The organism is Dyadobacter endophyticus (assembly GCF_014641595.1).
Classification (GTDB): Bacteria; Bacteroidota; Bacteroidia; order Cytophagales; family Spirosomataceae; genus Dyadobacter; species Dyadobacter endophyticus.
In genome coordinates this window covers 1537109-1562263 of the sequence record NZ_BMIA01000001.1, presented here as the reverse complement: position 1 = coordinate 1562263, position 25155 = coordinate 1537109, and the positions used below count along the sequence as shown (strand labels likewise).

Sequence of the window (25155 nt, the reverse complement as noted above, 5' to 3'; positions counted from 1 at the left end):
ACATTAGGTACTAGCCGCGACTATCATCATCATGGCCTATGGTCAGCCGTCGGCCCTCACCCCACCCCAAAAACCTGAAAAATTATGAAATACCGCTGCCTGATCATCGACGATGAAGTGCTGGCCAGGGACGTTATCAGGACATTTGTACAGCATGACCATGCTATTGAAATCACCGATGAGGCTGCCAATGGCTCCGAGGCGGTGGTTAAAATATTGCAGCACCGGCCCGACGTCATTTTCCTGGATATCCAGATGCCCGAGCTCGACGGTTTCGAGGTGTTGCGCGAAGTATGGCCGCACCACCAGCCGTTCGTCGTCTTCACCACCGCCTTCGATCAATATGCGTTGCGCGCATTCGAGGTCAATGCGATCGACTATCTGCTGAAACCCTTTGATGAGATCCGTTTCCATCAGTCGCTTGGCCGGCTTAAAGAGCGGCTCAGCCAGAAATCGCAGCCGCGGATAGAGGAGTTGGTGAACAGTCTGTTCCGTGATCAGAAAGAAAAGGAAGAGCATTATTTGCAGCGGCTGCTGGTAAAGGAAGCCGGGAAAATGTACCTGATCAAAACCGACGATATCACACATTTTTCGGCGGATGGCAACTATATATCGGTTTATACTTCACAAAAGAAAGTTTACACCGTGTACGAAAGCCTCGGCAGCCTCGAAAACCGCCTCGACCCGTCGGTGATGATCCGTGTAGGCCGTTCGAACATCGTGAACATGAATTTCATCTCCGAACTTGAAACCTATTTCAACGGGGAGTATATCATTCATTTATCCACCGGCGAAAAAGTGAAATGGACACGAGGCTATCGCGACAATATCAAGGCCTTCATCACCAGAATGGGCTAACCTGCCAATACGGTTCACGATTTGAAATGCACGCTTTAAATAATAAAAGAGCCAGATCAGACATTTTTTGTACAGATTTCAACGATTAAGGCGACAAATTTGTCAGACGGTATAGCTTCCGCCCATGCGGACAATTCATACCAAACATCTATTGTACTTAACTCCCATTAGCCATGCTCTTTAAATCTACCACCATCGTAACCTCAGCGGTATCCGCGCTGCTCCACAATCCCAAGGGACAGCTGCAAACCATTTTCATCGCGGCCGTCGTGGCCGCCCTTATTCTCTGGAAACTGGGCGCCGGCCAGACCGGCAAACCCAATGCCGTCGCCAAACTTGCGGAAACTCCCGCAACAGATACCAAAATGGCCGGTATGAAGTGGAGCTACGATGAATTGGCCCACAAGCTGATCGTGGAAAATACCGACCTTGCTTATGCTGAAATCGGCGAGGGTTTCACCAAAGGAATCGGGCAAGCGCTCAATAAGGTTACCAAACAAAACGGCGGCAAACGCGTTGTGGTGAATCTGTAAGGAAATGATTCGTAAAAAAGGGTTGCCGGCATTCTTACCGGCAACCCTTTTTCCTTTTACATTCAAACCTGCCGATTATCAATAGGCTGCTTCCAACTCCGCTTCTTCCACTGCTTTCTGCTGCTCTACTTTCGGCGGCAACAGCTTGTACATTACCGGCGTTACCAGGCGCGAAAGCAATGTTGAACTGATCAGCCCACCGATGAGCACCAGAGCCAGCGGCGAATACAATGCGCTATATTCGATCACGAGTGGCAGTAAGCCGCCGATCGCGGTCATGGAAGTGAGCAATATCGGTACGAAACGGATTTCGCCAGCTTCGATGATCGCTTCCTCGATGCCCTTGCCCTGCTCGCGGAGCTGGTTGGTAAAATCGACCACCAGCAGCGAGTTTTTCACTTCAATCCCAACCAATGCGATGAAACCGATAGTGGCTGTAAAAGAAAGCGTTTCGCCCGTCAGGAAAAGCATTGCGAGGCCGCCCACGATGCCCAGCGGGATCACCGAGAGTACGATCAGTATGCTTTTGAAGGTTTTGAATTCCAATATCAATACACCCAGGAACCCGAAAACGGTGATGAGTATGATCAATCCGAGTCCGCCGAAACTTTCCTCCTGGCTCTCCTTTTCTCCGGCTACCTTAAAATGCTGGCCTTTCTCAAATTTGAACTGGTTGAGCTTCACGGTAATCTCGTCGTTCATTTTCTGGACATTATAGCCCGGCTTCGCAAATGCCGAAACGGTCACGTAGCGGTCCTTATCGTAATGGCGGATCTGGTTCGGCGAGCTTTCCATTTCGATGGTAGCGATGTTTTTCAAGGGAATGCTCGCGCCCGATGCAGCTGTGACATACAATTTATCAAATACACTATAATCCTGAATGGCAGCATTACGCGGCACCGATACATTGATATTGTAACTATCAGCCTTGCCCACATCCTCGCGGAAAGTGGCCACGTTCAGCCCGGCAGCCCCCAGCCGCACCGTACGATCGATGTCAGCCGAGGAAATGCCAAGCGTTCCGGCTTTCTGTTTATTGATGTTGATGCGTAAGTCGGTCGGTTGCACAAGCAACGGGTTGTTGACGTAAATGGTCCCTTCGGTTTTGGTGAGCAAATCGGCGACGCGGAATGCGGTCTTGCGCAAGTCTTCCAGGTTTTCACCATAAATCCGGTAAGCCAGCGGCGCTTCGATCAACGGCCCCTGTTCAAAGTCTTTTACCTTAATTTCCGCCCCGGGATAGCGTTCCAGCTTTTTGCGCAGCTTTTCGATCACCGCTACCTTCTCTTCGGTTTCAAGGCCTTCCACCTGCACGAAAATCTCCGCAAAGTTCTCGCTCTCGTTTCTTTGAACTACATTATAATAAACCCGCGGGTTACCCTTGCCTACATTGGTCGAGAAGGATGTAATAAGTGGCTCTTGTTTGAGGATGCCCTCCACATAACGCGCTACTTCGTTCGTCTTTTTAAGATTGGTACCCTGGGGCGTTTCAATATCGACCAGGAACATCGGTTTCTCCGATTTAGGAAAAAGGCTGTTGCCAATGAGCGGTACCAATGCCAGCGAACCGACAAATATCAAACCGGCAATCAGCAATGTGGTTTTAGGCCAATGCAATGCACGGTCGAGCACGCTTCCATAGGTTTTATGAATGCCCTTTTTCATACCTCTCAACAACCAGTTGCCGTCTTCCGAAGCATGCGGTTTCAGGATTACGCTCGACAGGAACGGCACCACGGTAAGCGATACGAGCATCGAAGCGAACACCGTCGTGATCACCGACATCGGTAGGCTGCGGATAAAGTCACCCGCCCCTTCGGGTAGGAACACAAGCGGAAGGAATGCGAAGATCAGCAAGATCGTACAACCCACCACGGCGAGGCCAATCTGCGACGACGCCTGAATGGCCGCCTGTACCTTGCCGTAGCCCATGCGCAAATACCTTTCGATGTTCTCGACGACCACAATGCTGTCGTCGACCAGGATACCCAGCGCGACGATCATCCCCACAATGCTGAGCTGGTTGATATTATACCCCAGCAAGTTCATGATCGTCAGGCCGATCGCCAGCGAAAGCGGGATCGAGATCATCACCACCAGCGAGGCCCGTGTGCCCAACGGCAGCAATGTGAGCAGTACCAGCAATATGGCAATGCCAAAGTCGCGGGCGAAGTGCGACAAGCGGGTATCAACGCTACTGGCCTGATCGAAGACCTTGATCATCTCGATATTCGAAGGCAATGTTTTCTGAAACTCCGCTACCACCGGTTCAACCTGATCGCGCACGGAGATAATGTTCTCGCCTTCCTTCTGGCTCACATTCACAAAGCTGCACCGAAAGCCGTTCAGCCGGGTAATATGCGTCTCGTCCTCGTAGCCCATCTTCACGTCGGCAACATCTTTCAGGTACACAATTTTCCCATTCGAGCGGGAAACCACCGTGTTGGCCACTTCGTCGAGCGTGCGGTAGCTGCCGCTGGTTTTGATATTCAGCTTTTTGGTAGCCATACTAATGCTCCCCCCCGGGATATTCACGCCCTCGCTCTGCAATGCGCCCACGATCTGGTCCTGGGTGAGTTTCTGCTGCGCGATCTTCTGCAAATTGAGGCTCACTTTCACCTGCGGCTCGGGAATGCCCGAATACTCTACCTTTTTCAGCGTTTTAACCTTTTCCAGCTGCTCTTTGAATTCCTTCGAATACTTCTTCAACTGCGCATAACTCGCATTCTCACTGATAAGGGCATATTGGTAAATGCTTACGTCGGATGGTATCTGTTTGTTGATACGGATGTCGGCAATGTCGGCCGGGAGCTGCGAGCGCAATGCGTTGATCTCGCGCACTATTTCCTGGTATTTATCGTCCGGATTGGAGCTGTATTTGTAAATCACCTGCATTACCGCGAGCCCGTCGCGGATGTCGGTGATAATGTGCTTCATATCGTCGAGCTCGTTGATTTTCTTTTCCATCGGATCCACCACGAGTTGCTCCATATCTTTCGGGTTGGCACCCGGGTACACCACCACGACGGTAAATTGCGGCGGGTGAATGTCGGGGTCCTCGCTTCGGGGCATGGTGAAGAGCGAGTACAGCCCCAGCGCCAGCACACCCAGGAATACCACCAGCGTAAACTGGTAATTCTTGACTGCAAATTCAGGTAATTTCATGGTCTTTGCGGTTGAAACAGGTTACTGAACTACTTTAATCACCGATCCTTCGGCCAGGTAAGCCGAGCCTTCGCGGATCACCCGCGCACCTGCGCCGATACCCGCGAGGATAAATGCCTTGTCGCCTTCGAGGAATGCGATCTTCACGGATTTCTTCTGCGCATGATTACCCTCCGCCACGAATACAAATGCGCTGTCGTTCTCGCCTTCGATCAATGCGTCGACGGGAATGGAAACCATGCTGGTCTTTTCTTTTGGATAAATCTGCACTTTGGCAAAAAGGCCGCTGGCGAGCTTGGTAACCGGTTTATCGAGTGTGATTTCGGCCTGGTACAGTCCCGAAACCGGGTCGCTCACTTGCGCCAGCGTTTTCACATTACCGGTAAATGTCTGCGGATAAGCGTCGAAATTGATTTCTGCCTTCTCACCGCCTTTCAGCCGCGCCCAGTCCTTGTCGGTAAGGCCGCATTTCACGACCCAGTCGCTGCTGCTGGTGCTGCTGATGTGCAAGATGGCCGTGCCGCCTTGTACCTGCTCACCGGCATTCTGCAGTTTTTGAACGACCACGCCATCAGCAGTCGAGAAGATTTTAGTTTGGGACAAATTGAATTGAACGATATCCACTTGCTTTTCAGCGAGTACCAATGCGGTTTGTGTGTTTTCCAACTGTTCTTTGGTCGCCACGCTGTCGCGGTAGAGGTTCTGTACCCGGCGCGCATCGCGTTGGGCCTTCAGGAGATTCTCTTCCGCCTGGCCCATCTGCGCGGCTATTTCCGTGGTATTAAGCGTTGCCAGAAGCTGGCCTTTTCGCACCTTATCACCTTCCTTGACCAGAATATCCTTAATAATGCCGCCAATCTTAAACGACAAACGGGCTTCGTTCTCAGAGCCTAGCAAGCCGGATGTCTCCACAGCCTGAGCCTGGTTCAATGCAGCGGAACTGATGATTTTTACGGGAATCGTGTCGTCGGTCTGTTCCGGCTTCTTTTCTTCCTTGCATGCGGCAGTCAGGAGCGCGGCCGCGAGCACATAAGCGTATATGATGGGATGTGTTGTAGCTTTCATATCATTTTTAGTTTGAGAATAAGTAGCTCGCCCGGGCCCGTTCCAGCTCTGCGGCGCGGGTTTGGACATTCAAATAGGAAATACTTTGTTGAAGCTGGTCGCTGATCAGGCGGTTCTGCGCGTCGAGCAACTCGATGTACAGCAACTGGCCTTCGCGGTAGAGCTTCTGCTGGTCCTGGTAATATTGCTGCGATAGTGCGGTCTGGCTTTTGGTAGCCCGGTAAGTAAGCACCGCCGATTGAAAAGTATTGGCCGCTGTTTTGTTTTGTAGTTGAAGCTGCTGTTCTACCTGGCTGATCTGCTCACCCGTTGCTTTCTGCTCCATTTCGGCTTGCTTAACCTTATATTGCGTGCGGTTGTTGGCAAAAACGCGCCAGTCGAGCGTCACGCCGAAGAGGTAATAGCGGGTATCCCGGTTGAAATTCACAAAATCACCCTGCGAACCGAGGTCGATGAATGTCGACAGTTTCGGCAATGCACCTGCCCGCGCCAGCTGGCCCGACAATGCATTGATCTTCGAGAGCGATTCCAGCTTGGCCAACTCCTCTCTCCTACCCTCGGCGGCCGTGTCTGTCAACACCTCCGATTCATTCGGCGCACCGATTTCCAGGGCCGTTTCCAACGGGTTATTCAACAGGAAATTAAAGTAAGCCTTCGCATTCACCGACTGGTTCCGTGCATCCACGAGCCGCGCTTCCAGCCCGATCAGCTCGTTCTCTGAGCGGCTCACCACCGTGCGGATCGCCTTATCGTTTTTCACCAATGCCTGGTTGAAACGCAAGTTCTCACGGGCCAGCGAAACCGCGCTTTCCAGAATGCGGATCGCCTCGTCGGACTGCTGGCAGGCATAATACCCGAGCTTGATCTCCTTCACTAACTCTCGCCTGTAAACGTCGACCTCCGCCTGCTGCAAATGGATCTGCTCCTTCCGGATCTTGGTATTATAGGCAATTTCCGCATTGTAAATCGGCAGCGATGTCCGGAACTTGGCATCGTAATAATTCCGTGGGTTGAAGGTCTGGCTCACATTGTCCACCTTCGGGAATGCCGATGAATTGGTCAGTTCGTTCAGTGAGTTGTAAACCGGGTTCAGCAGGTCGCCGATCGGAATGCTGATTTTCCGACCACCGCGTGAGTCCAGGTAAGAAGTGCTGAAATTCACCTCGGGATAGAAGAATGTCCTAGCTTCTTTGAGCGCGAACAGGTTCCTTTCGAGGATAAAGCGCTGCTGTTTTAGGCCCTGGTTATTGCGCAAACCCTGATCTATATAGCCTTGCAAGCGCACATCCTGCGCCTGAGCGGGTGCGAACAGGCTCAGTAAAGGCACAAGAAGATACTGCCAATGCCGCGGCATGGGTTTCAATAATCGAATCATTTTAAGTAATGTTTAGTTTATGAACAGTGTTTAGTAGATGGCAAAATTTTTTACTTTTTCAGATTGGCTAAAAATAAATCGAATGAACTATACAGTATTTCCCGCGTAGCATCGTCGGGCATCATCAGAATACACATCCTTTCTCTGACGTAGAGTGAAACCAATCCGTGCACAAACGACCACACCTGGATCGCCGTCACGTACAAATCGCCTTGCCTGATCTTGTTTTCTTCCAGACAAGCAGAAAGCGTCGTCAGCAAGTATCCAAATGCACATTCACCGGATTTCCATTTTTCCTCATTCTTGATCTGCTCCATCGGCGCGCGCATGATGAACATCAGATCATAGTAATCCGGGTTCTCCAAACCGAATTCAATGTACGTTTTACCCAAGGCCCCCAGCCTTTCGAACGGATCAGCAATCACATCGTTTTTCCGCAGATGTTTTTCAAGTATCTCAAAAGCATTTTCATGAATTACAAAGAAAATTTCATCTTTATCCTTGAAATACAGATAGATAGTAGCCGGACTATATTCAATATCATCGGCAATGCTACGAATGGACGTCTTATCGTAACCTTGCTTCAAAAACAGCTGAGTCGCCGATTCGATAATCAGGTTTCTCATTTCCTGCTTCTCCCGCTCTTTTCTTTCCTTAATCGCCATGCTTTTGTAATTACGATGTGAATATAATAAACACTGTTTAGTAAATGCAAATTGTTTAGCAAATAAGGTAGGAATGGCGGAAATCTACCCATGAGCGGGAGCCGAAAGTGGGGAAGTTATTTTTGCCTGAAACGGTCGTCGGTAAGGGCTTCGAGGAAGGCCACTATGTCGTCTACCTCGTTTTCAGCCAGGTTCAACCCGCTACCCAGCGATAAGTCGCGGTTGATCGGGTTGTTTACAAACTTGTCGGGCGTGTTATAATACTGGACCACCTCACGCAGCGATTTAAACAATGCGTTGTGCATATAGGGCGCCGTAACGGCCACATTTCGCAAGCCAGGTACTTTGAAAAGACCGATATGAGCGCTGTCTTTGGTGATTTTGAAGCGGCCAGGGTCATTTAATTCCTTACCATTAAACAAGCCGATACTCTTGAAACGGTCGGCAGTGAAATCCTCGCCGGAATGGCAGGTTGCGCAATTGGCTTTGCCTATGAACAGCATTCTGCCGCGCACGGCCGCTTCGGACATCGCTTTTTCGTCTCCGTCCAGATAGCGATCGTAAGGCGTATCCGTAGTTTCCAGCGTGCGTTCGAAGGCCGCAATCGCGCTCACCAGGTTTTTGTTACTGACTTCTGATTGGAAGATCTTTTGAAATGCAGCGCTATAAAAGTCGTCCTTTTTGAGCCGCTCAACAGCCTGGTCGATCGGCAAATCCATTTCATCATGGGCGGAAAGCGGCCCGAGCACCTGCTCTTCGAGTGAGGCGGCGCGGCCATCCCAGAAGAAGTCCGTGCGACCCGTGAGGTTGGTCAATGCGGGAGAGTTGCGTGTGAGCCGCGTACCCTTATCGCCGATACTAAACGCGGCCGTGTCCGCAAATGCAAACTGCGGGATATGGCACGAAGCGCAGCTGATCGCCCGTCCGCGCGAGAGGATGGGGTCCGAAAACAGCTTTTCACCTAGTTCTTCCTTTGTAGTCAACTCCACCGATACCTCGTTGGATTGCAACGATATGAATACCAGCGAACCGCCGCAAAGGACAGCCGCCAGCCATTTTGTAATACCCATTTGAAACTACGGATTTAAAATCAATGCACTTCAAAAGACTCCTTGAATGGCACGCAAAGGCCATCTACATTGGAACACAAAAGCCCCTTGATCGTTCCTGAAACCTTGCCGCCGGCCTTCGCCAGTTTGATGGTCTGCCGGAACTCGGCCTTGTCTGTGAAGTAAGTATAAGCCTTGTCCCAGGTCGGGTCCACCGCTTTGAGAGGCTTCACAGCCCGTATCTCACCTACAAGCTGGTAGGCTTTGGTGGGGTTGAATGCAAATTCGGTGGGAAGCGGGCCGATGTCGCCCTTGAAATCGGACGAATAGAGCTTCCAGTTTTTATCGATATCCGCGGAAAATACCACTTCTACCTGCTCGCCGGGCTTAGCATCGCTTTTCGAAAAGCTCACCTTCCAGTGCGAAATGTCTTTAAGGTTCTGGCCGACAACGCTTCCCGAACAGCACAGAACAAATATTAAAACTCTGTAAATCATTGGAATACCATTTTGAAATAAAATGTTAAACAACTGCAAAGCACATTACACCTTGTCGGCGACACCTTGCAGTTGTCTCAAATCACCACGTATCTAGTTTGTTGAACTCACGATTAAGTTTAAGTCCAAGTATTGTCTTTTCGCATTTTCGTGCCGTTGGCAACGTCGGATCGCTGTGAAAAGCGACGCCCGGCGTATCTTACTTCGAGCTTTTCGTCGTACCAACCGAAGCGGAGCTGACACCGGCAGGCGCTGGCTCTGCGATGAGTTCGTTGAGGTCTTTGTTCCACTTCGCTACATAATCCTCGAAGTACTTGCCGGTAACCTCGCCGGTGTAGCCGGTGTGGATCTGGCGGACTTCGCCTTTACGGTCGATCAGGATCGTGGTCGGGAAAGCCATCATGCGGTTGAGCGCAGGAAGTTTGTCGGAAGCGACCTTTTTATCAGCGATACCGCCGAAAAGGATGTCATATTCAATTCCGTATTTCTTTTTCAGTGTGCCGAGCGTGTATTTGGCATATTCGAGGTCGTCTTTCTGTTCGAAACCGATCGCGATCGCTTCTACGCCGCGGTCTTTATTGGCACGGTACCACGGCGCAAGGAACGACGTTTGGTCAGTACAGTTCGGGCACCAGGTTCCGATGATCTCCACCACCACCACTTTGCCCTTGTATTTGTCGTCGCTGAGCGAAACCTGCTTGCCGTCCAGGTCGGGCAATGTGAAATCGAGTTTTTTGTAGCCCTCTTTCAAATAGGTCAGTTTATAAGGGTCGGGCAATTCCGCCTTGTCGTTTTTGCTGCCTTCGAACTTGGTATTATCATAAATACCCGAGCTGATGACGCCGGTAATGCTGCCGTCCTCGTTGATCTTACCCTTATATACGCGGGGGTTCGGTCCGGAGAAGTGCGACAACACGAATTCATCTCCCTGCACCACGCCTTCCAGCTCGCGGCTGTCTCCTACGGTCGACATCACCACGCCCGTCAGCTTGTTGCCTTCCTGTTTCAGCAGCGCCACGTTGTCAGGCATCTTTGCTTTGCTGAAAACCTGCAAATCCCACTTGCCCGAAAGGTTATGCCTGGTAGGCTGCTCTTTACCTCTCTCCACGAAACGGTAATCCTTACCATATTCTGCCGAGAACGGGAGTGCATTACCGCGGAAACCGGGTACAAGGCTGCGGTACTCGCCGGTAATCTTGCCGTCTGTCTCCACTTTGGCCACCAATGCGGCATCATACGTGTTCATTTTGACGAAAATCGAGTCGGCACCATGCCTGGTCACCTTGAAATCGTCGCGACGCGAGCCATTCAGCAGGGTTAGGATGGGATGTTCTTTGTCTTCGGCGTTGTATTCAAAATTGAATGGAATGTGTGTTTCGCTGATCACGAACTCGCCCCGCCATACGCCTTGCTTCGGCGCTTTGGCGCCCGGCCCGTCGCTTGCAAATGCTGAACTGCCCAACAATGTGGCTCCTGCCAATGCCACGGCTTTCATCTGGTTGTTGATTTTCATACAACTGGAAATTTTTAGGTTTTTGAAATAATGAAACTCATCTAGCCTTGCCGGCTACTCCGGAAGTACTCTTTTTCGATTCGAGGCATTTTGCAGGATTGGCCCGGATCGTCGGCAGGTCAGTGGTGGTTTGTGACCGGCCGTTTAATCATGCAGCAAATATAAAACAGCGGATTTTAATTATCTATCATTTTCGTAGACTAAGTAGAATAAACTCGTTTTTCATACCACCAAACTCCTACGCACGTACATATAATGCGGCCCGCGCACCCTGGTGGCAATGTGCCCGATTTGTATTTTCAAAATTTTGATAAACCCGATCCCACCGCATTACCTTTGTGGCGTCTTACAATTACTACCTGCAAAGTAAATGTGGATTTATAGGTGAAGCCAGCCGCCGTCTTTTTCGGAAACTATAAATTTACAAATCATGTCAAAATCAATTCATTCAATGCATTACGTGCTGAAAAGCGCTTGTACACACCAACGTTGTTGTCCGGCTGATATCTGGCGGAGCTAACTGCTTTTTTTAAATTATTTTTAGTCTATAAAATCCCTAGATTAAATATAATAATACTTGATCCGACGGTGTACGGAATGGCTACCGACGGGACTGCAGGCTCTCCGTTACCCGGCCATTTCCGCCATCGCCGGATCAGGTTTTCACAGGTTTCAAGTTCTTACTCCAAATAATACTTATGAAACATTTATTACTTTTTATACTTTTAATATCCACTCCCCTGCTTGCCCAGCAACGCACGCTCACTGGCGTCGTGCGTGCAGAAGACGGCGCCGCGCTCCCGGGCGTGAATGTAGCGGTTAAAAACACCCGCCAGGGTACCATTACCGACACCGATGGCCGTTTTACGCTGCCGCTCGTGAAGGGCGAAACGCTCCTGTTTTCCTTTATTGGCTTCCAAGCGAACGAGTTGCCCATCACCACTTCCAACGAATACAATGTAACACTGCTAGCCAGCACACACACGCTCGGCGAGGTACAGGTGGTAGGCTCGCGGAACGCGAACCGGACTAAAATCGACTCGCCGGTCCCGGTAGACATTATTGATTTGAAACCCTTGCAGGAATCGGCCCCCCAGGTCAGCATCACCCAGCTTTTGCAATATGTCTCACCCTCTTTTCACTCTGTAAACGGTACCAATGCGGGCGATGCAGGCTCCGCATTGAACCTTTCGCAGCTACGTGGATTGGGGGTTGACCAATTGCTCGTGCTGGTAAACGGCAAACGCCGGCATAAAAGCTCCAATATCAACTGGGGCGGATTAGGCAACGGGGCTACGGGCTACGACCTCAATGCAATACCAACGGCCGCCATTGAACGCGTAGAGATCCTTCGCGATGGTGCGGCGGCGCAATACGGCTCCGATGCCATCGCAGGCGTGATCAACATCGTGCTCAACAAGAGCGTCGATCAGCTCACGTTAAGCTCCACCGCCAGCACCCGCCGCCGGGGCGACGGCACTACCACCCGAACCAACGCAAACTACGGTTTTGCATTGGGTAAAACCGGTGGATATTTGAATACAACCGCTGAGTTTGCGACACAAGCCATTTCGATCCTGCCCGGCAACGACAACGCAGGCCTGTACCTCGGCCCGATTTATGGGGGCGGCGCCAACACACGCAACTACGATGCTATCTATACAAAAGAGATAGACGAGGCCATTCTGGCCTCCCGAGGTATCGACCGCCACCATTTCGACCGTCGCGGCGGCGGTTCCAATAAGGCGAAAGACGCGTTGCTGTTCTTCAATGCAGCAGTTCCTATCCGCCAGAATGCCGAGATCTATGCATTCGGAGGCATTAGTCACCGCAACTCGCAGTTTACCGCCGTATACCGGCTACCAGGATGGACCGAGCGCAACAACGCCTTCCTCTACCCCGACGGGTTCCTCCCGGCGATGGAGAATATCATTACCGATAAATCCTTCGCTGTCGGCATCAAAGGCAAAATCCGTGACTGGGACGTCGATATTTCCAATATATATGGTAAAAACAATTTCGGTAATGTGATCACCAACTCTCTGAATGCCAGCCTCGGCTTGAAAACACCTACCACATTCGACGCGGGCAGCTACAATGCGAGCCAGAATACGGGCAGCATCGATATCAGTTGCTATTTTCCAAAAGCGCTGAAAGGCATTAACGTCGCGTTCGGCGCGCAGTACCGGGTGGAAACCTACCAGATCATTGCCGGCGAAGAAGCTTCCTATTCCAAAGCCGACCTCCGCGCAATATACGGCCTCGACACTACGGCAGCGGGCATTGTTTACCAAACCAAAGAAGGCAGTATCGGCCTGAACGGCCTTTCACCGGGTTCGCAGATCCACGCCGGCTTCCGCCCCGAAAACGAGGTGAGCGTAAACCGTTCGATCCTTGCAGGGTATGCGGATATTGAGGCAAATATTACCAGCAAATGGCTGCTATCCGGCGCTGTGCGGCTCGAAAGCTTCTCGCAGCTCCAAAATGTAACTACCTACAAAGTGGCTACGCGGTACAGCATTACCGACTGGCTGGGCATCCGCGCATCGCATAACACCGGCTTCCGTGCGCCCGACCTGGCCCAATACTACTACACCGAAACATCCACCAGCTTCCAGCAGGGCCGCGCGATCGACCAGGTGACCGCCTCCAACCAGAGCGCCGCCACCCGCGCGTTAGGCATCCCCACGCTCACGCCGGAGAAATCGAAAGGATATGCCGTTGGTTTTACATCCCAGCCATTCCGCAGCTTCGAGCTGACGGCCGATGCTTACCTCGTAGATGTCAACAACCGCGTTGGCAACACGGGCAACTTCTCGGCCACCGATGTCAATTTACCTGCGGAGGTACGCACACTGTTCGTGCAAACCGGCACTACGCAAGCCAAATTCTTCTATAACTCGTTCAGCACGCGTACGAAGGGGCTGGAAATTACAGGGAGCTACCGTACGCCCTTTCGCAACGGCACACTGAGCCTGCTCTTGGGTGCGAATTTTGTTAAAAACGAGGTGAGAAAGGTGAATACGCCCAAGGGACTTGAAGCTTACCGCTATATTATTTTTAACGACGGCGAAAAAGCGCGCGTAACGTCACAGATTCCCGGTCAGAAAATCACTTTACAGGGCATTTTCAAGAAAAACCGCCTTACCTACCTGGCACGCGCCGTATACTTTGGTTCGGTTACCAATGCCTCCGCATTGAATGCGACTTTCCCCAAACCGGACTATTTCTACCAAAAACTCAAACCGATCTGGGTAGCAGACGTGTCGGTGGCGTATGCACTCACAAAATCCATCCAGGCCACATTGGGGATTAATAACCTCTTCAACGAGCTGGGTGACTATTCCGACCCCAAATTAAGCGCATTAAATAACCCATCTGTTATCGGCATCCAGAACGGCAGCGCCGGGATCCAGCCATTCATCCGTGTTACCGCAAAACTTTAATCCCATGAAAACATTCCAGCAACTGGCCGGCCCGGCTCTCCGGCTACTCGGCATTATCGCGGCCATTTTCTTCGCTTCCGGCTGCAAAGACACCGGTTACCTCGACATCGACGCCGCCGAACGGCCTCCGTTGAGTGCGTATATCAGCTTTGTCAATGCACGCCCCATCGATGCCGGTCTCTTTTTTTGGACATTCACCGACAAAGTAACGCCCACACCCGTAGCCATCAACAAAGCGTCGGAATACGTGCCGACCGTTTTCGGGAACGTGCAGATCAACTTTACCGAAGGCAGCAATACGAGCTACAAGGCTTCTTACCAGTTCGGCAACTCGGCCACATTCACGGCTACCGGACGTCCCAATGGCCCTATCGCGACATTCTACCACACGGTAGTAGCGGCGCGGACCGCCAATAACAAGGCCGATTCGCTGATCCTCTTTTATGACGACCTGAAAGCCCCGGCATCGGGTAAGGCCAAGCTCCGCTTTATCAACCTTTCGCCGGGAACAGGCGCATTGAATGTCGTTCAAAAGGGCAAGACGCTCTTCAACCAGGTAGCCTACGGGCGTGCCGCCAATTCGGCATTGTCGGGTGAAGCATTGAGCGCCTGGTCGCTGGGCCCATTTGAAACCGTCGACGCCGGAACATTCAACGCCGACTACCTCGACGCCGCAACCAGCACCAAAGTCGGAACCGTAAGCCTCCAACTGGAAGACGGCAAAATATACACGGTCTTCACAAGAGGCCTTGCCAATGCCGCGCCATCCTTCGGCACAAGCGTAATAGAACATCCTGTAAAGTAAATGGTGATTGGACAAGATGAAAGCCGCACTGCCGATGGTGGTGCGGCTTTTTGTGGTTTGTTTGTTATTCCAAAACAATCACCTTCAATTTCGAAAGTTGTGCAATTCTCCTGAAATCGGATTTGTTAAAAGTATACAACTCATCACAATGCCGTTCGGCGATCGCGGTATGAAGACAATCGATGAAATGACAGGTTAAACGAACCAGCAATTACCCTGGGCTACGCCACAGAAAGCATCCGGCGACTGAGCGCACTCACGCGAATGCCTTTTAGATATTTCGTACGTTCTTCGATTTCGTTTTGGTAGCGGAAAGTGTAGCCCGGTCCGAATGCGCGCTTGAACTCGCGGGTCGCTTCCTTGATTTGCTTGCGCGAGATGCCGCTGTATTCCAGTTGGAGCAGTTGGGCCCTTTCAGGGGTGGATTTTTTGAGCTTCCAGTACTGCGGGTGGTTAGGCCCGATCGGTTCACGAAAGCCGGTGTCGTGCTTCTCGCGGATGAGAAATTCGTAATCGATGATGATTTCGCTGCGGTTGCGGGCCACCTGACCTCTAACCACAATCTTGGCCTCCCGGCCCACGCTCAGATGAAATGTCTTTTCTAATATCATGACGGTTTCCAGTTAACAGGAGTTGACGTCCCTCGCCTCCAAAAATTCCATTCCAGCAACAGGTGGTTGAATGCTGAATCATTAGTCTACTTATTTTATAGACAAAGTAAGGTTAAAATCATCAATCTTCAAAGCTATGGTTACAAAACTTCGCATATGACGTGAAAAATTGGTTTTGCGCAGGGAATTTCCCGATCTTGCCCCATTCTTATTCCTTAATCCGAAGCCTTAATTGAACATGAGTACCCGTTTTAGAGTCTGGCTGCGATATGCGATGATGCCAGTCGTGCTTTTCCTGAATTTCCCCACTCTGGCGCAGTCCACATCAACAAGCAAACCCAATATCATTGTTTTCCTGGTCGACGATATGGGCTGGCAGGATACGTCTGTCCCGTTCTGGACCAAATCGACCGATTTCAACCGTCGCTACCACACGCCGAATATGGAACGGCTCGCCCGTGAGGGCATTAAGTTCACAAACGCCTACGCGATGCCCGTGTGTACCCCTACACGTGTGAGCCTGATCACGGGCGTGAATGCGGCGCATACCCGTGTAACGCACTGGACATCGCCCGACCAAAACAAGAATACCGATTACGCCGACGCTACGCTCAATAGCGTCGATTGGAACATCAACGGTTTCAGCCCGATTGCCGGCGTACAACATACTTTTCATGCTACGGCATTGCCTGAGGTGCTGCGCCAAAATGGCTATTACACCGTCCACAGCGGCAAAGCACATTTCGGTTCCGCGGGCACGCCCGGTTCCGATCCGCTAAATGCAGGATTTGAGGTAAATATCGCCGGAAGTTCTATCGGCCATCCGGCCAGCTATTCGGGCCGCGCCAATTACGACAGCCCGGTCAACGGAAAGCCAAACCGCAATGCAGTGCCCGGTTTGGAAGCCTATCATGGTACAGACACTTTCCTGAGTGACGCAATCACGACCGAGGCCCTCAAAGCAATCGATAAGCCGGTGGCCGAGAAGAAGCCGTTTTTCCTTTATCTCGCCCATTACGCTGTTCACATTCCGCTCACAGCCGATCCCCGTTTTTTGAACAAATACCTGCAATCGGGCTTGGACAGCACCGAAGCCAAATATGCGGCGTTGATAGAAGGCATGGACAAAAGCCTGGGAGATGTACTGAAATACCTCGACGATAAGAAGATTGCTGACAATACCGTAGTGCTTTTCATGTCCGATAACGGCGGGCTGAGCACCACTCCGGCACGGGGCGGGAAAGCATGGACGCACAACCTGCCGCTGAAAGCAGGCAAAGGTTCTGTTTACGAAGGCGGTATACGTGAGCCGATGCTCGTGCGGTGGCCCAAAGTCGCCCGAGCCGGTGCAGTAGCCGACCAATATGTGATTGTGGAAGATTTCTTCCCGACCATTCTCGACATTGCGGGTGTGAAGAATGCCAAAACCATTCAAGAAGTGGACGGAAAGTCATTTTTGCCCGTGCTTAAAAATCCTGCATTCAGAGACGACCAGCGGGGGCTTGTGTGGCATCACCCCAATCGCTGGATCGCGGCCGAAGGGCCGAACATCCATTATGCGACGGCTTTCCGGCAGGGCGACTGGAAGCTCGTCTACGACTACCGCCAGGCGAAACTCGAACTGTACGATCTGCGCAACGATATTGGCGAAACGCACGACCTGGCGGCCTCCAACCCGGCGAAAGTAAAGGCATTGGCAGCCCTTCTTACCCGGCAACTCAAAGCCTGGAATGCACAATGGCCCACCTTCAAAGCAACGGGTAAACCTGTGCCTTTTCCCGACGAGATAACACTTTAATAACAAAACACCTCCCGGGAAGCCCCGAGAGGTGTAATCGCTTTACTCAACGTGTACGATAAGCTGTACGCCTATCGTACGTCAAAATATAATGCCTGCGCAACCTATTGTCATACAAATTTTTACCGAACGGTTATCATCCTTCTTCATCGGCATTCTTCAACTTCATTAAAAGCGCATAGGCATTGCGGACCACGACCTTCGATCCGGCGCGGACGCCCGCACCGCCGATCTGCTGAAACCCGTCCCTGACCGTTCCAGGCTCGATTTCAACCATTTCAAAGTTACCCGGCTCGCGTTCGACGAACACAAACGACTTGTTCTCCCAACGCACCACGGCGTCCTCGGGTACGGCGAGGCCCTTTTGGCCCGCTACTGAAACCTCGCCGTTCATAAACATTCCGGGCACCAGCGCGGCGCTATACTGGTCGAAATGGCAATGTACCTCTGCCATTCTGTCATCGGTAAGGCTCTTTCCGACCAGGATAATTTCGGCTGTGTACTTTTTCGAAGGATCGGCGTTGGCGTAAGCGGTGACCCGTTGACCGACCGATAGTGCACTCAGATCCCTCTCAAATACGTTCAAAGCCAGGTGAATATCTTTCGGATCGACCAGTTCGAAAAGCATGTCGGTAGGCGATGTATATTTGCCCACATTCACATTCACTTTTGAAACAAAACCATCGATCGGCGAAAGGATTGGGACTGTCTTGGAAATATTTTCCGGGTTCAGTTTTGTGGGCGCTATCCCGATCACTTCCAGCTTCCGTGCCAATGCATTCATCAGGATTCGCTGCGTCTCCATTTCGGCTTTGGCTTGCTGGAAAGCCTTGTCACTCACCGCTTTGCTCTGGTTAAGGTCTTTCTGACGGACATATTCACTCCCGGCCAGCTCAAACTTCGCGCGGGCGGTCAGGTAATCCTGTTGGAGCTGTATGAACTGCATATCCTCCAATTCGGCCAGCACCTGGCCCTTTCGGACCCGCATACCCGGCAACATTTTCGTCGATTTGAGATAGCCGCCCAGCGGAAAACTGAGACTGATGGTGCTTTGAGGCGGTACGTCGATCTTCCCCTGGAGCATGAGCGTTCCGGAAATGTCTTTCAAGGCTGGATTGCCGACCTCAATACCCACGTTGCGGAGCTGCTGGGGATTAAATGACACCAATCGTACGACTGCCCCCGTCTGTGCAGGGGTATTGGCGGCCGGTTGACTGGTCGCCGCCCCGGCTTGCTCTTGCCTATTGGGACTGCACGAAAGGCAGACCGAAAATACGGTAGATATTAAAACGTTGGTTTTCATGATCCCTTATTGGTTGTTCAGGTGGAGTAACTGGATGACGGCTTCGTTGTAGGAGCCCAATGCATTCACATATTCTATTTTAATGGCAATGGATTGCCCCGCGAGGATCACCCATTGCAGGTAATCGATTTCGCCGCCGACAAACTGGCGGTCGGCTGCGGCGATTATCGTTTCGGCATTAGGGAGACCCTGCTGTTCGTAATAGCGGAGGTTTTCGGCGAACTTCCGGACCTGCTCCTGTGCATTCCGCAAATCAGAACGCACCTGGTGTTCGGTAAGCTCGGCGTCGTTTTGTGCGCGTAGCCAACCGATGCGGGCCGCGCCGATTTGCGCGTTGTACGCTTTGAAAAAGATCGGGATATTGATTCCCACCCCGTAGTAACCGAACCGGTCGCTGGCGGTCAGATTCACTTCCCGGCCATTGAGCAGCTGAGTCCCGCGGAGGCTCTGATTATTGTAAGCCACCGATAATTCAGGCAACATTCTCGATTTTTCAGTCCGATAGCGGAAGTATGCCGACTGCGTCAGTTGTTTGCTGATCTCGATCTGGGGCAAATCCAACGCTACCGTCATGGTATCGGGCAGGTTCTGTACCGGAATGCGTGGCGTAGTGAATGCAGGGATATATGCCAATGAATCCTGCAACCAGAAATTGAAGCGTTCGACGATTATACCGAGGTCGTGCCGCACCAGATTGAGTTGGTTGGCGATCTGCTGTTTTTGCGAGCTGGCCGCCGTTTTTTCGAGCACGTTAGATGCGCCGCGTTCGAAACGAAGGTTTGATTTGTTTTCAAAACCGGTAAAAATGCTGTCGGCATAGACCAGCAGTTTCTCACGCTCTTTCAACACCGCATATTGATAAAAGACCTGCCTCACGCCTGTGCGTACTTCCTGCTCGGTAAGCCGCGTGTACGCTTGCGCTGCCAGGTAATCCGCCTCGCGGGCCTTGCGCTGGTTGGTATAAACAGACGGGAACGCGATCGTTTGCACGATGCCGATGCGCATGTCGTTATTCGGGCTGTTGAATTTACCATAGTCCGCACTAATACCCGTTTTGGCAATGTCGAATGCGCTGCGTCGCAACGTTTCCGCGGCCCGTTCGCCCAGCCGGCTTCCTTTTACGTTCCGGTTGTGCACCCATGCTTTTTGTACCGCTTCTTCCAGGCTCACGGGCCTGGTTTGTCCATGTGCGGCGTTCGCAAATAGCAGTATTACGCCTATTACAGTGGCGACACTGCGTTGCTTCGTCTCCGGTTTATTTTTTGAATTAAACAATAAATACAAAGCCGGTAACACAAACAGTGTGAGCAATGTAGCCGTCACCAGCCCGCCTATCACCACCGTGGCCAGCGGCCGCTGCACTTCCGCTCCGGCCCCGTTGCTGATCGCCATCGGCAGGAAACCGAGCGATGCCACGGCGGCCGTCATCAGTACCGGGCGCAAGCGGTTGCGGGTGCCGGTCATTACGAGTTGCAGTGCGTCGGTGATCAGTCCTTCTTTTTTAATCCTGTTAAATTCCGAGATCAGCACGATCCCGTTCAATACCGCCACGCCGAACAATGCGATGAAACCGACGCCCGCCGAAATGCTGAACGGCATCCCGCGCGCTGCCAGCGCGAATACGCCGCCGATCGCCGACAGCGGGATGGCCGTATAAATGAGCGCGCCGTCCTTCACGGACGAAAAAGTAAAATACAGCATCATGAAAATGAGCAAGAGCGCCACGGGCACCGCAATCCCTAGGCGTGCTTTGGCCTGTTGCAGGTTCTCGAACGCACCGCCGTAAGTAATGGTGTAGCCGCTCTCGAACTTCATTTCGGAGTCCACTTTCCCTTGCAGTTCCTCGACGATCGATTGTACATCACGGCCCCGGACGTTGAAACCGACAATAATACGCCGCCGCGTGTTTTCGCGCTGGATCTGGTTCGGGCCTTCGATCTCCCGTACGGCAGCTACCTGGCTGAGCGGTATTTGCAGGCCATCCGGTGTCGATACCAACAGATTTTGCACATCGGTAATGCTTTTGCGGCCTTCCGCGCCTACACGTACCACGAGGTCGAAGCGCTTTTCTCCTTCGTAAATCTGCCCGGCGGCGGCACCAGCGAATGCGGCATTAATGGTTTTGTTAATCTCGTCGATATTCAAGCCATACTTTGCGATTTCAGCCCGGTTGAAATCGACCACAATCTGCGGCATACCCGTTACTTCTTCCACGTACCAGTCGGCGGTGCCTTCCACACCACGGGCGATCTGACCCATCTGACCGGCATAAGCGGCAAGTTTGTCCAGGTCTTCCCCGAATATTTTACACACCACATCCTGTTTCGCGCCCGTCATGAGCTCGTTGAAACGCATTTGCACCGGGTACTGGAAGCCCGTTGTTACGCCCGGAACGACCTCCTGGGCCGTAGCGGCCATTTTTGTAGCCAGTTCGGGGAAACTTTTAGCATGGGTCCATTCCGATTTGTCTTTCAAAACGATGATCATATCCCCTCCCTCGATTGGCATCGGGTCGGTGGGGATTTCGGCACTGCCGATGCGCGACACTACCTTGATTACTTCCGGATAATCGTTTTTCAGGCGCTCGGAAATGCGGTTTATCGCATCGATTGTTGTGGTAAGATTGGTACCCACCAAAAGTCGCGTCTCGGTAGCGAAATCACCTTCTTCGAGCTGCGGGATAAACTCTCCTCCCATTTGACTGAAAAGCCACACCGCCCCGCCGAAGAGTACAAATGCGCCGGCAACCAGCACACGCTTGAAGCGCAATGCCCGCGCAAGCACCCGTTCGTAGTCGCGTTCGATCTTCTGCATGACCCTGTCCGACCAGTTGGCCTCATGGCCGATACGCTTGCTGATCAGCAGCGAACTGATCATGGGCACATAAGTAAGAGACAAAATGAATGCACCCAGGATCGCGAATGCGACGGTCTGTGCCATGGGCTTGAACATCTTGCCCTCTATGCCCGACAGTGACAGAATGGGCAGGTACACGATGAGAATGATGATCTGCCCGAAAACGGCTGCGTTCATCATCCGGCTGGCAGAACCCGACACCTCTTGATTCATCTCCCGCTGTGTAAGCAGGCCTGTTGCCGCGTATTTTTTGGAAGTATGCAAATGGTGCAGAATCGCCTCGACGATGATCACCGCGCCATCCACTATCAGTCCGAAATCCAGCGCCCCCAGACTCATCAGATTGCCGCTCACACCAAACAGGTTCATCATCGCCACCGCAAAAAGCATCGATAAGGGGATCACCGACGCGACAATAAACCCGGCTCTCAGATTCCCCAAAAACAATACGAGTACGATTACGACGATGACCGCGCCTTCGAGCAAGTTGTGCTCTACGGTACCGATAGCGTTGTTCACCATTTTGGTACGGTCGAGAAATGGCTCTATTTCAAGGCCTTCTGGCAAAGTCTTACTGATTTCCACGACCCTCGCCTTCACATTTCCGATCACTTCCGAAGAGTTTCCACCTTTGAGCATCATCACAATGCCTCCGGCTACCTCACCATACCCGGCCATCGTGAGCGCCCCGTAGCGGATCGCAGGCGCAAAGCGTACCTTCGCCACGTGGCTTACGAGCACCGGCACGCCCCCGCGGTTGGCAACGACAATGTGGTTGATATCCTCGATCGACCCGGCAAGCCCGAGGCTGCGGATATAGAGCACCATCGGGCCCTTTTCGATGTAGGCTCCGCCGGTGTTCTGGTTGTTTCGGCTTAATGCGGTAAGTACGTCGCCGATGGTCAGCCCCATTGCTTTCAGGCCCGAGGGGTCGACGGCCACTTCATATTGCTTCAACTCACCCCCGAACGTCGAAACGTCGGCGACGCCGGGTGTGCCAAGTAACTGCCTGCGGATGAGCCAATCCTGCGTCGTACGGAGGTCGGAGAGCGAAAACTTTTGCTCGAAACCCTTTTTGGGCTTTACTACATATTGATAAATCTCGCCGAGGCCCGTCGTAACGGGTGCAAGCCCCGGTTTTCCGGCGGTTTCGGGCATATCCACCTGCGAAAGCCGCTCAGTTACCTGCTGGCGTGCCCAGTAGATATCGGAGTCGTCGTCGAAAACGATTGAAACCAGCGAGAGGCCGAAGCGTGACATACTGCGGCTTTCTTTCAGGCCTGGAATATTAGCCGTGGCCTGCTCGATCGGGAACGTGATGAGCCGCTCCACGTCTTCGGTACCGAGCGACGGCGCCGTTGTGATAATCTGTACCTGGTTATTGGTGATGTCGGGCACGGCATCGATGGGCAACCGGGTAAGTTCATAGCTACCGCAGACAACCCACAGCAACATGAATATCCCGATCACCAGCTTGTTCCCCACGGAGAACCTGATGATTTTGTTCAGCATATTGGTCGAAAAATAAATACACGGATACGCGCAAGGCCACACAGGCGGCATGCGCGAACATTCGGGCATGATGAGCCCGTTATCTGGTGTATTATGCCTTCGGCGGGCGGAAGAGTGAGCCTAGCACGGTGCTGTAAGCGACCTGCGGTACGGCGGGGCCGTATTCGGCTTTGACGGGCAGGTATTCCCTTTTAAATGTAAAAACCGGCGTGTGAGGAACGAAAATGAAGCCGGACATATGCGCTTCCACCTTCTTGAATGGCAACTGCATGTCCTTATCGTCGTCGTTATCGTTGAGGTCCTTTCCGAGGTAATGCATGGAAAGGAAGTCGGTGAAAGTGATTTCGTGGTTGAGCGACTGGTGCTCGGCGAAATGTTTGAGCAGCAAAGGCACCTTGTACACCTGACACAGCGAGGTAGTGTCCAGGATAACTATAAATAAAATGATATTTCGCAATAGCCATCTCACGTGGTAAAAGTAACTGACGGGATCGTTAAAGTCAACCGGAAAACGTTCTAAAAATAGCAATATTGCTTAAAATTGTCACCCTGAGCGGAATCGAAGGGCATTTGCATCACGCATTTCACTTCGACTCCGCTCCGGGTGACAATTAACACAACCTCGTATTGCAATTAAAAAGTACAAATTTCTTCAAGCCCGGTCACATCTTTACTTGCCGCTGCCCGCGCCCTGCAAGGAAGCGAGTTTGGATTCGTCGTCGGCGATCTTCTTTTTGAGCGATTCGATATTCCTGTTCAGTTTGTCAAGATTCTGCACAGCCCGGCGCGCCCTTTTGGCGTCGCGGTGGGCCGATCCGGCACTTTTGCTTGCTCTCCTCGCATCTTTTTTGTCCTGTGGGTTGTCGCCAAGTTTCTCCGCTGCTTTTTTATTCTCTTCGGCAGATTTCCGGGCGTTTTCAGCGGTACTTGCCACTTCTTCGGTCTTTTGAGGTACCTGATTTTCCAGTTTAGCCAGTTCAAGCTTTCGTTCGTTCAGCCGCTTGCTGACTTCGATTACCTGCTTCTGGTCTTTTAGCATGTTGATAGAGTCTTTGGACACCACCTGGGCAGATACTGACAACGAAATCAGCAAAAATCCCAATGCTCCTACTATGTCCCTGATTTTCATAATGGTAATGTATTTAAATAAATGATCGTATACTTCCTGCGCAAAAACCGTGCCTGAACGCATGGTTAAATATAATGTTACCGGAGGAATCAAACAATGGTTTTCGGAGTTAATCAGTAGCGCGTTTGCGTGGAATCACTCTTATTCATCAAATCATCGACAAACTTGAAACATTTTACACGCTGGGCCGGTCTCGGCCTGGTTCTGATGCTCACTTCCTGTGACGATCTATTCCAGTACAATCCCAACGAGGAAACCCTTTTAGACAAAGACAAGAATCTTACCGCCAGGAACATCGAAAAAATCAGCCGCCTACCTGTTTCCGACACGACGCGCTTTATTCTGATGGGCGACTCGCAGCGGTGGTATGACGAATGCGAGGAATTCGTACGGAGCGCCAACCAGCAAAAGGACATTTCTTTTGTGCTGCACGCAGGCGACATTTCCGATTTCGGACTTACGCAGGAGTTCAAATGGGTGAACGAGATCATGACGCGGCTGAAATATCCCTATGTGACAGTGATTGGTAATCACGACATTGTAGCCAACGGCTCGGCAACTTACCGCAAGATGTTCGGCCCGCTTAACTACTCCTTCGGCTTCGGCCATGACAGATTCATTTTCATTAATACCAATTCGCGCGAGTATGCATTCGACGGCTCGGTACCTGATATTTCCTGGCTGAAAGCACAGCTCGCCGACAACCCGGACAAAAGGAACACGATCGTTGTCGGACACGTGCCGCCTTTCGACGCCGATTTTGACAAAAACCTTGAAAAACCGTACACGGATGCCCTAGCCAGCGACCCTACCGTGAAGTTCACGCTCTATGGCCATCAGCACCGATTCTATGAAGGGCAATTCTACGACGACGGTGTAAATTATCACCTCACCACCTCCATGGGCGCACGTGGTTATATGGTTATCTCGACCTGGAAAGGCGGTTATAATGTTGAACGGGTCGAATTCTGAAAG

Annotated in this window: 19 protein-coding genes; 7 read left to right on the top strand and 12 right to left on the bottom strand. The window is 51.8% G+C overall.

Features of this window, described 5'->3' with window-relative positions:
* The first annotated feature begins 84 nt into the window (after positions 1 to 84).
* Complete coding sequence (locus IEY24_RS06430; RefSeq protein ID WP_188929780.1) at positions 85 to 858, top strand: LytR/AlgR family response regulator transcription factor; 774 nt, start codon at positions 85 to 87, stop codon at positions 856 to 858.
* A gap of 173 nt (positions 859 to 1031) precedes the next feature.
* A complete protein-coding gene (locus IEY24_RS06425) occupies positions 1032 to 1391 on the top strand; it encodes a hypothetical protein (RefSeq protein WP_188929779.1) in 360 nt (119 codons plus the stop codon).
* Between the two features lie 78 nt (positions 1392 to 1469).
* On the opposite strand, the gene IEY24_RS06420 is transcribed toward IEY24_RS06425, so the two are convergent.
* From IEY24_RS06420 to IEY24_RS06390, 7 genes are all read right to left on the bottom strand, one after another.
* Positions 1470 to 4556 carry an efflux RND transporter permease subunit gene (locus IEY24_RS06420; RefSeq protein WP_188929762.1) on the bottom strand — a complete coding sequence of 1029 codons (3087 nt, stop codon included), beginning with the start codon at positions 4554 to 4556 and terminating at the stop codon, positions 1470 to 1472.
* A gap of 21 nt (positions 4557 to 4577) precedes the next feature.
* On the bottom strand, positions 4578 to 5621 hold the full coding sequence (locus tag IEY24_RS06415) for an efflux RND transporter periplasmic adaptor subunit (RefSeq protein ID WP_188929760.1): 1044 nt from the start codon (positions 5619 to 5621) through the stop codon (positions 4578 to 4580).
* 7 nt (positions 5622 to 5628) lie between these two features.
* Positions 5629 to 6996 (bottom strand): TolC family protein, encoded by a 1368-nt coding sequence (locus tag IEY24_RS06410; protein ID WP_229221516.1) that lies wholly within the window; start codon positions 6994 to 6996, stop codon positions 5629 to 5631.
* 50 nt (positions 6997 to 7046) lie between these two features.
* Positions 7047 to 7661 carry a TetR/AcrR family transcriptional regulator gene (locus IEY24_RS06405; RefSeq protein WP_188929759.1) on the bottom strand — a complete coding sequence of 205 codons (615 nt, stop codon included), beginning with the start codon at positions 7659 to 7661 and terminating at the stop codon, positions 7047 to 7049.
* A gap of 116 nt (positions 7662 to 7777) precedes the next feature.
* Positions 7778 to 8731 carry a cytochrome-c peroxidase gene (locus tag IEY24_RS06400; protein ID WP_188929757.1) on the bottom strand — a complete coding sequence of 318 codons (954 nt, stop codon included), beginning with the start codon at positions 8729 to 8731 and terminating at the stop codon, positions 7778 to 7780.
* A gap of 20 nt (positions 8732 to 8751) precedes the next feature.
* Entirely contained in the window at positions 8752 to 9207 is a 456-nt protein-coding gene (locus IEY24_RS06395; RefSeq protein WP_188929755.1) for a protein-disulfide reductase DsbD domain-containing protein, read from the bottom strand.
* 199 nt (positions 9208 to 9406) lie between these two features.
* Positions 9407 to 10720 carry a peroxiredoxin family protein gene (locus IEY24_RS06390; RefSeq protein WP_188929752.1) on the bottom strand — a complete coding sequence of 438 codons (1314 nt, stop codon included), beginning with the start codon at positions 10718 to 10720 and terminating at the stop codon, positions 9407 to 9409.
* Positions 10721 to 11418: 698 nt separating this feature from the next.
* Here IEY24_RS06390 and IEY24_RS06385 point away from each other — a divergent pair.
* From IEY24_RS06385 to IEY24_RS06375, 3 genes are read left to right on the top strand one after another with little or no spacing between them, the layout of a single operon-like run.
* Positions 11419 to 14166 carry a TonB-dependent receptor gene (locus IEY24_RS06385; RefSeq protein ID WP_229221514.1) on the top strand — a complete coding sequence of 916 codons (2748 nt, stop codon included), beginning with the start codon at positions 11419 to 11421 and terminating at the stop codon, positions 14164 to 14166.
* A 4-nt stretch (positions 14167 to 14170) separates the two neighbouring features.
* A complete protein-coding gene (locus IEY24_RS06380) occupies positions 14171 to 14971 on the top strand; it encodes a DUF4397 domain-containing protein (protein ID WP_188929750.1) in 801 nt (266 codons plus the stop codon).
* Positions 14972 to 14987: 16 nt separating this feature from the next.
* Positions 14988 to 15170, top strand: coding sequence for a hypothetical protein (locus IEY24_RS06375; protein ID WP_188929748.1), 183 nt, complete (start codon positions 14988 to 14990; stop codon positions 15168 to 15170).
* 22 nt (positions 15171 to 15192) lie between these two features.
* Here the strand turns inward: IEY24_RS06375 and IEY24_RS06370 are convergent, their stop codons facing one another.
* Complete coding sequence (locus tag IEY24_RS06370; protein WP_188929747.1) at positions 15193 to 15582, bottom strand: hypothetical protein; 390 nt, start codon at positions 15580 to 15582, stop codon at positions 15193 to 15195.
* A 238-nt stretch (positions 15583 to 15820) separates the two neighbouring features.
* On the opposite strand from IEY24_RS06370, the gene IEY24_RS06365 reads away from it, so the two are divergent.
* Positions 15821 to 17380 (top strand): sulfatase, encoded by a 1560-nt coding sequence (locus IEY24_RS06365; RefSeq protein ID WP_229221512.1) that lies wholly within the window; start codon positions 15821 to 15823, stop codon positions 17378 to 17380.
* 136 nt (positions 17381 to 17516) lie between these two features.
* Here the strand turns inward: IEY24_RS06365 and IEY24_RS06360 are convergent, their stop codons facing one another.
* The 4 genes from IEY24_RS06360 to IEY24_RS06345 form a co-directional block, all read right to left on the bottom strand.
* Positions 17517 to 18683, bottom strand: a complete 1167-nt coding sequence (locus IEY24_RS06360) for an efflux RND transporter periplasmic adaptor subunit (RefSeq protein WP_188929745.1) — start codon at positions 18681 to 18683, stop codon at positions 17517 to 17519.
* 6 nt (positions 18684 to 18689) lie between these two features.
* A complete protein-coding gene (locus IEY24_RS06355; protein ID WP_188929743.1) occupies positions 18690 to 23051 on the bottom strand; it encodes a CusA/CzcA family heavy metal efflux RND transporter in 4362 nt (1453 codons plus the stop codon).
* 91 nt (positions 23052 to 23142) lie between these two features.
* On the bottom strand, positions 23143 to 23508 hold the full coding sequence (locus IEY24_RS06350; protein WP_229221502.1) for a hypothetical protein: 366 nt from the start codon (positions 23506 to 23508) through the stop codon (positions 23143 to 23145).
* A 213-nt stretch (positions 23509 to 23721) separates the two neighbouring features.
* Entirely contained in the window at positions 23722 to 24243 is a 522-nt protein-coding gene (locus IEY24_RS06345) for a hypothetical protein (protein ID WP_229221500.1), read from the bottom strand.
* A gap of 102 nt (positions 24244 to 24345) precedes the next feature.
* Here IEY24_RS06345 and IEY24_RS06340 point away from each other — a divergent pair, with 102 nt between their 5' ends.
* Positions 24346 to 25152 carry a metallophosphoesterase family protein gene (locus IEY24_RS06340; protein WP_229221498.1) on the top strand — a complete coding sequence of 269 codons (807 nt, stop codon included), beginning with the start codon at positions 24346 to 24348 and terminating at the stop codon, positions 25150 to 25152.
* Positions 25153 to 25155 lie beyond the last annotated feature (3 nt).

What these genes read in the sequence shown, in the direction of transcription:
- IEY24_RS06430 (WP_188929780.1), top strand. Translation starts at nt 85, where the DNA reads ATGAAATACCGCTGCCTGATCATCGACGATGAAGTGCTGGCCAGGGAC.
- IEY24_RS06365 (WP_229221512.1), top strand. Translation starts at nt 15,821, where the DNA reads ATGAGTACCCGTTTTAGAGTCTGGCTGCGATATGCGATGATGCCAGTC.
- IEY24_RS06400 (WP_188929757.1), bottom strand. Translation starts at nt 8,731, where the DNA reads ATGGGTATTACAAAATGGCTGGCGGCTGTCCTTTGCGGCGGTTCGCTG.
- IEY24_RS06415 (WP_188929760.1), bottom strand. Translation starts at nt 5,621, where the DNA reads ATGAAAGCTACAACACATCCCATCATATACGCTTATGTGCTCGCGGCC.
- IEY24_RS06425 (WP_188929779.1), top strand. Translation starts at nt 1,032, where the DNA reads ATGCTCTTTAAATCTACCACCATCGTAACCTCAGCGGTATCCGCGCTG.
- IEY24_RS06420 (WP_188929762.1), bottom strand. Translation starts at nt 4,556, where the DNA reads ATGAAATTACCTGAATTTGCAGTCAAGAATTACCAGTTTACGCTGGTG.
- IEY24_RS06405 (WP_188929759.1), bottom strand. Translation starts at nt 7,661, where the DNA reads ATGGCGATTAAGGAAAGAAAAGAGCGGGAGAAGCAGGAAATGAGAAAC.
- IEY24_RS06380 (WP_188929750.1), top strand. Translation starts at nt 14,171, where the DNA reads ATGAAAACATTCCAGCAACTGGCCGGCCCGGCTCTCCGGCTACTCGGC.
- IEY24_RS06375 (WP_188929748.1), top strand. Translation starts at nt 14,988, where the DNA reads ATGAAAGCCGCACTGCCGATGGTGGTGCGGCTTTTTGTGGTTTGTTTG.
- IEY24_RS06395 (WP_188929755.1), bottom strand. Translation starts at nt 9,207, where the DNA reads ATGATTTACAGAGTTTTAATATTTGTTCTGTGCTGTTCGGGAAGCGTT.
- IEY24_RS06390 (WP_188929752.1), bottom strand. Translation starts at nt 10,720, where the DNA reads ATGAAAATCAACAACCAGATGAAAGCCGTGGCATTGGCAGGAGCCACA.
- IEY24_RS06370 (WP_188929747.1), bottom strand. Translation starts at nt 15,582, where the DNA reads ATGATATTAGAAAAGACATTTCATCTGAGCGTGGGCCGGGAGGCCAAG.
- IEY24_RS06355 (WP_188929743.1), bottom strand. Translation starts at nt 23,051, where the DNA reads ATGCTGAACAAAATCATCAGGTTCTCCGTGGGGAACAAGCTGGTGATC.
- IEY24_RS06345 (WP_229221500.1), bottom strand. Translation starts at nt 24,243, where the DNA reads ATGCGTTCAGGCACGGTTTTTGCGCAGGAAGTATACGATCATTTATTT.
- IEY24_RS06385 (WP_229221514.1), top strand. Translation starts at nt 11,419, where the DNA reads ATGAAACATTTATTACTTTTTATACTTTTAATATCCACTCCCCTGCTT.
- IEY24_RS06410 (WP_229221516.1), bottom strand. Translation starts at nt 6,996, where the DNA reads ATGATTCGATTATTGAAACCCATGCCGCGGCATTGGCAGTATCTTCTT.
- IEY24_RS06360 (WP_188929745.1), bottom strand. Translation starts at nt 18,683, where the DNA reads ATGAAAACCAACGTTTTAATATCTACCGTATTTTCGGTCTGCCTTTCG.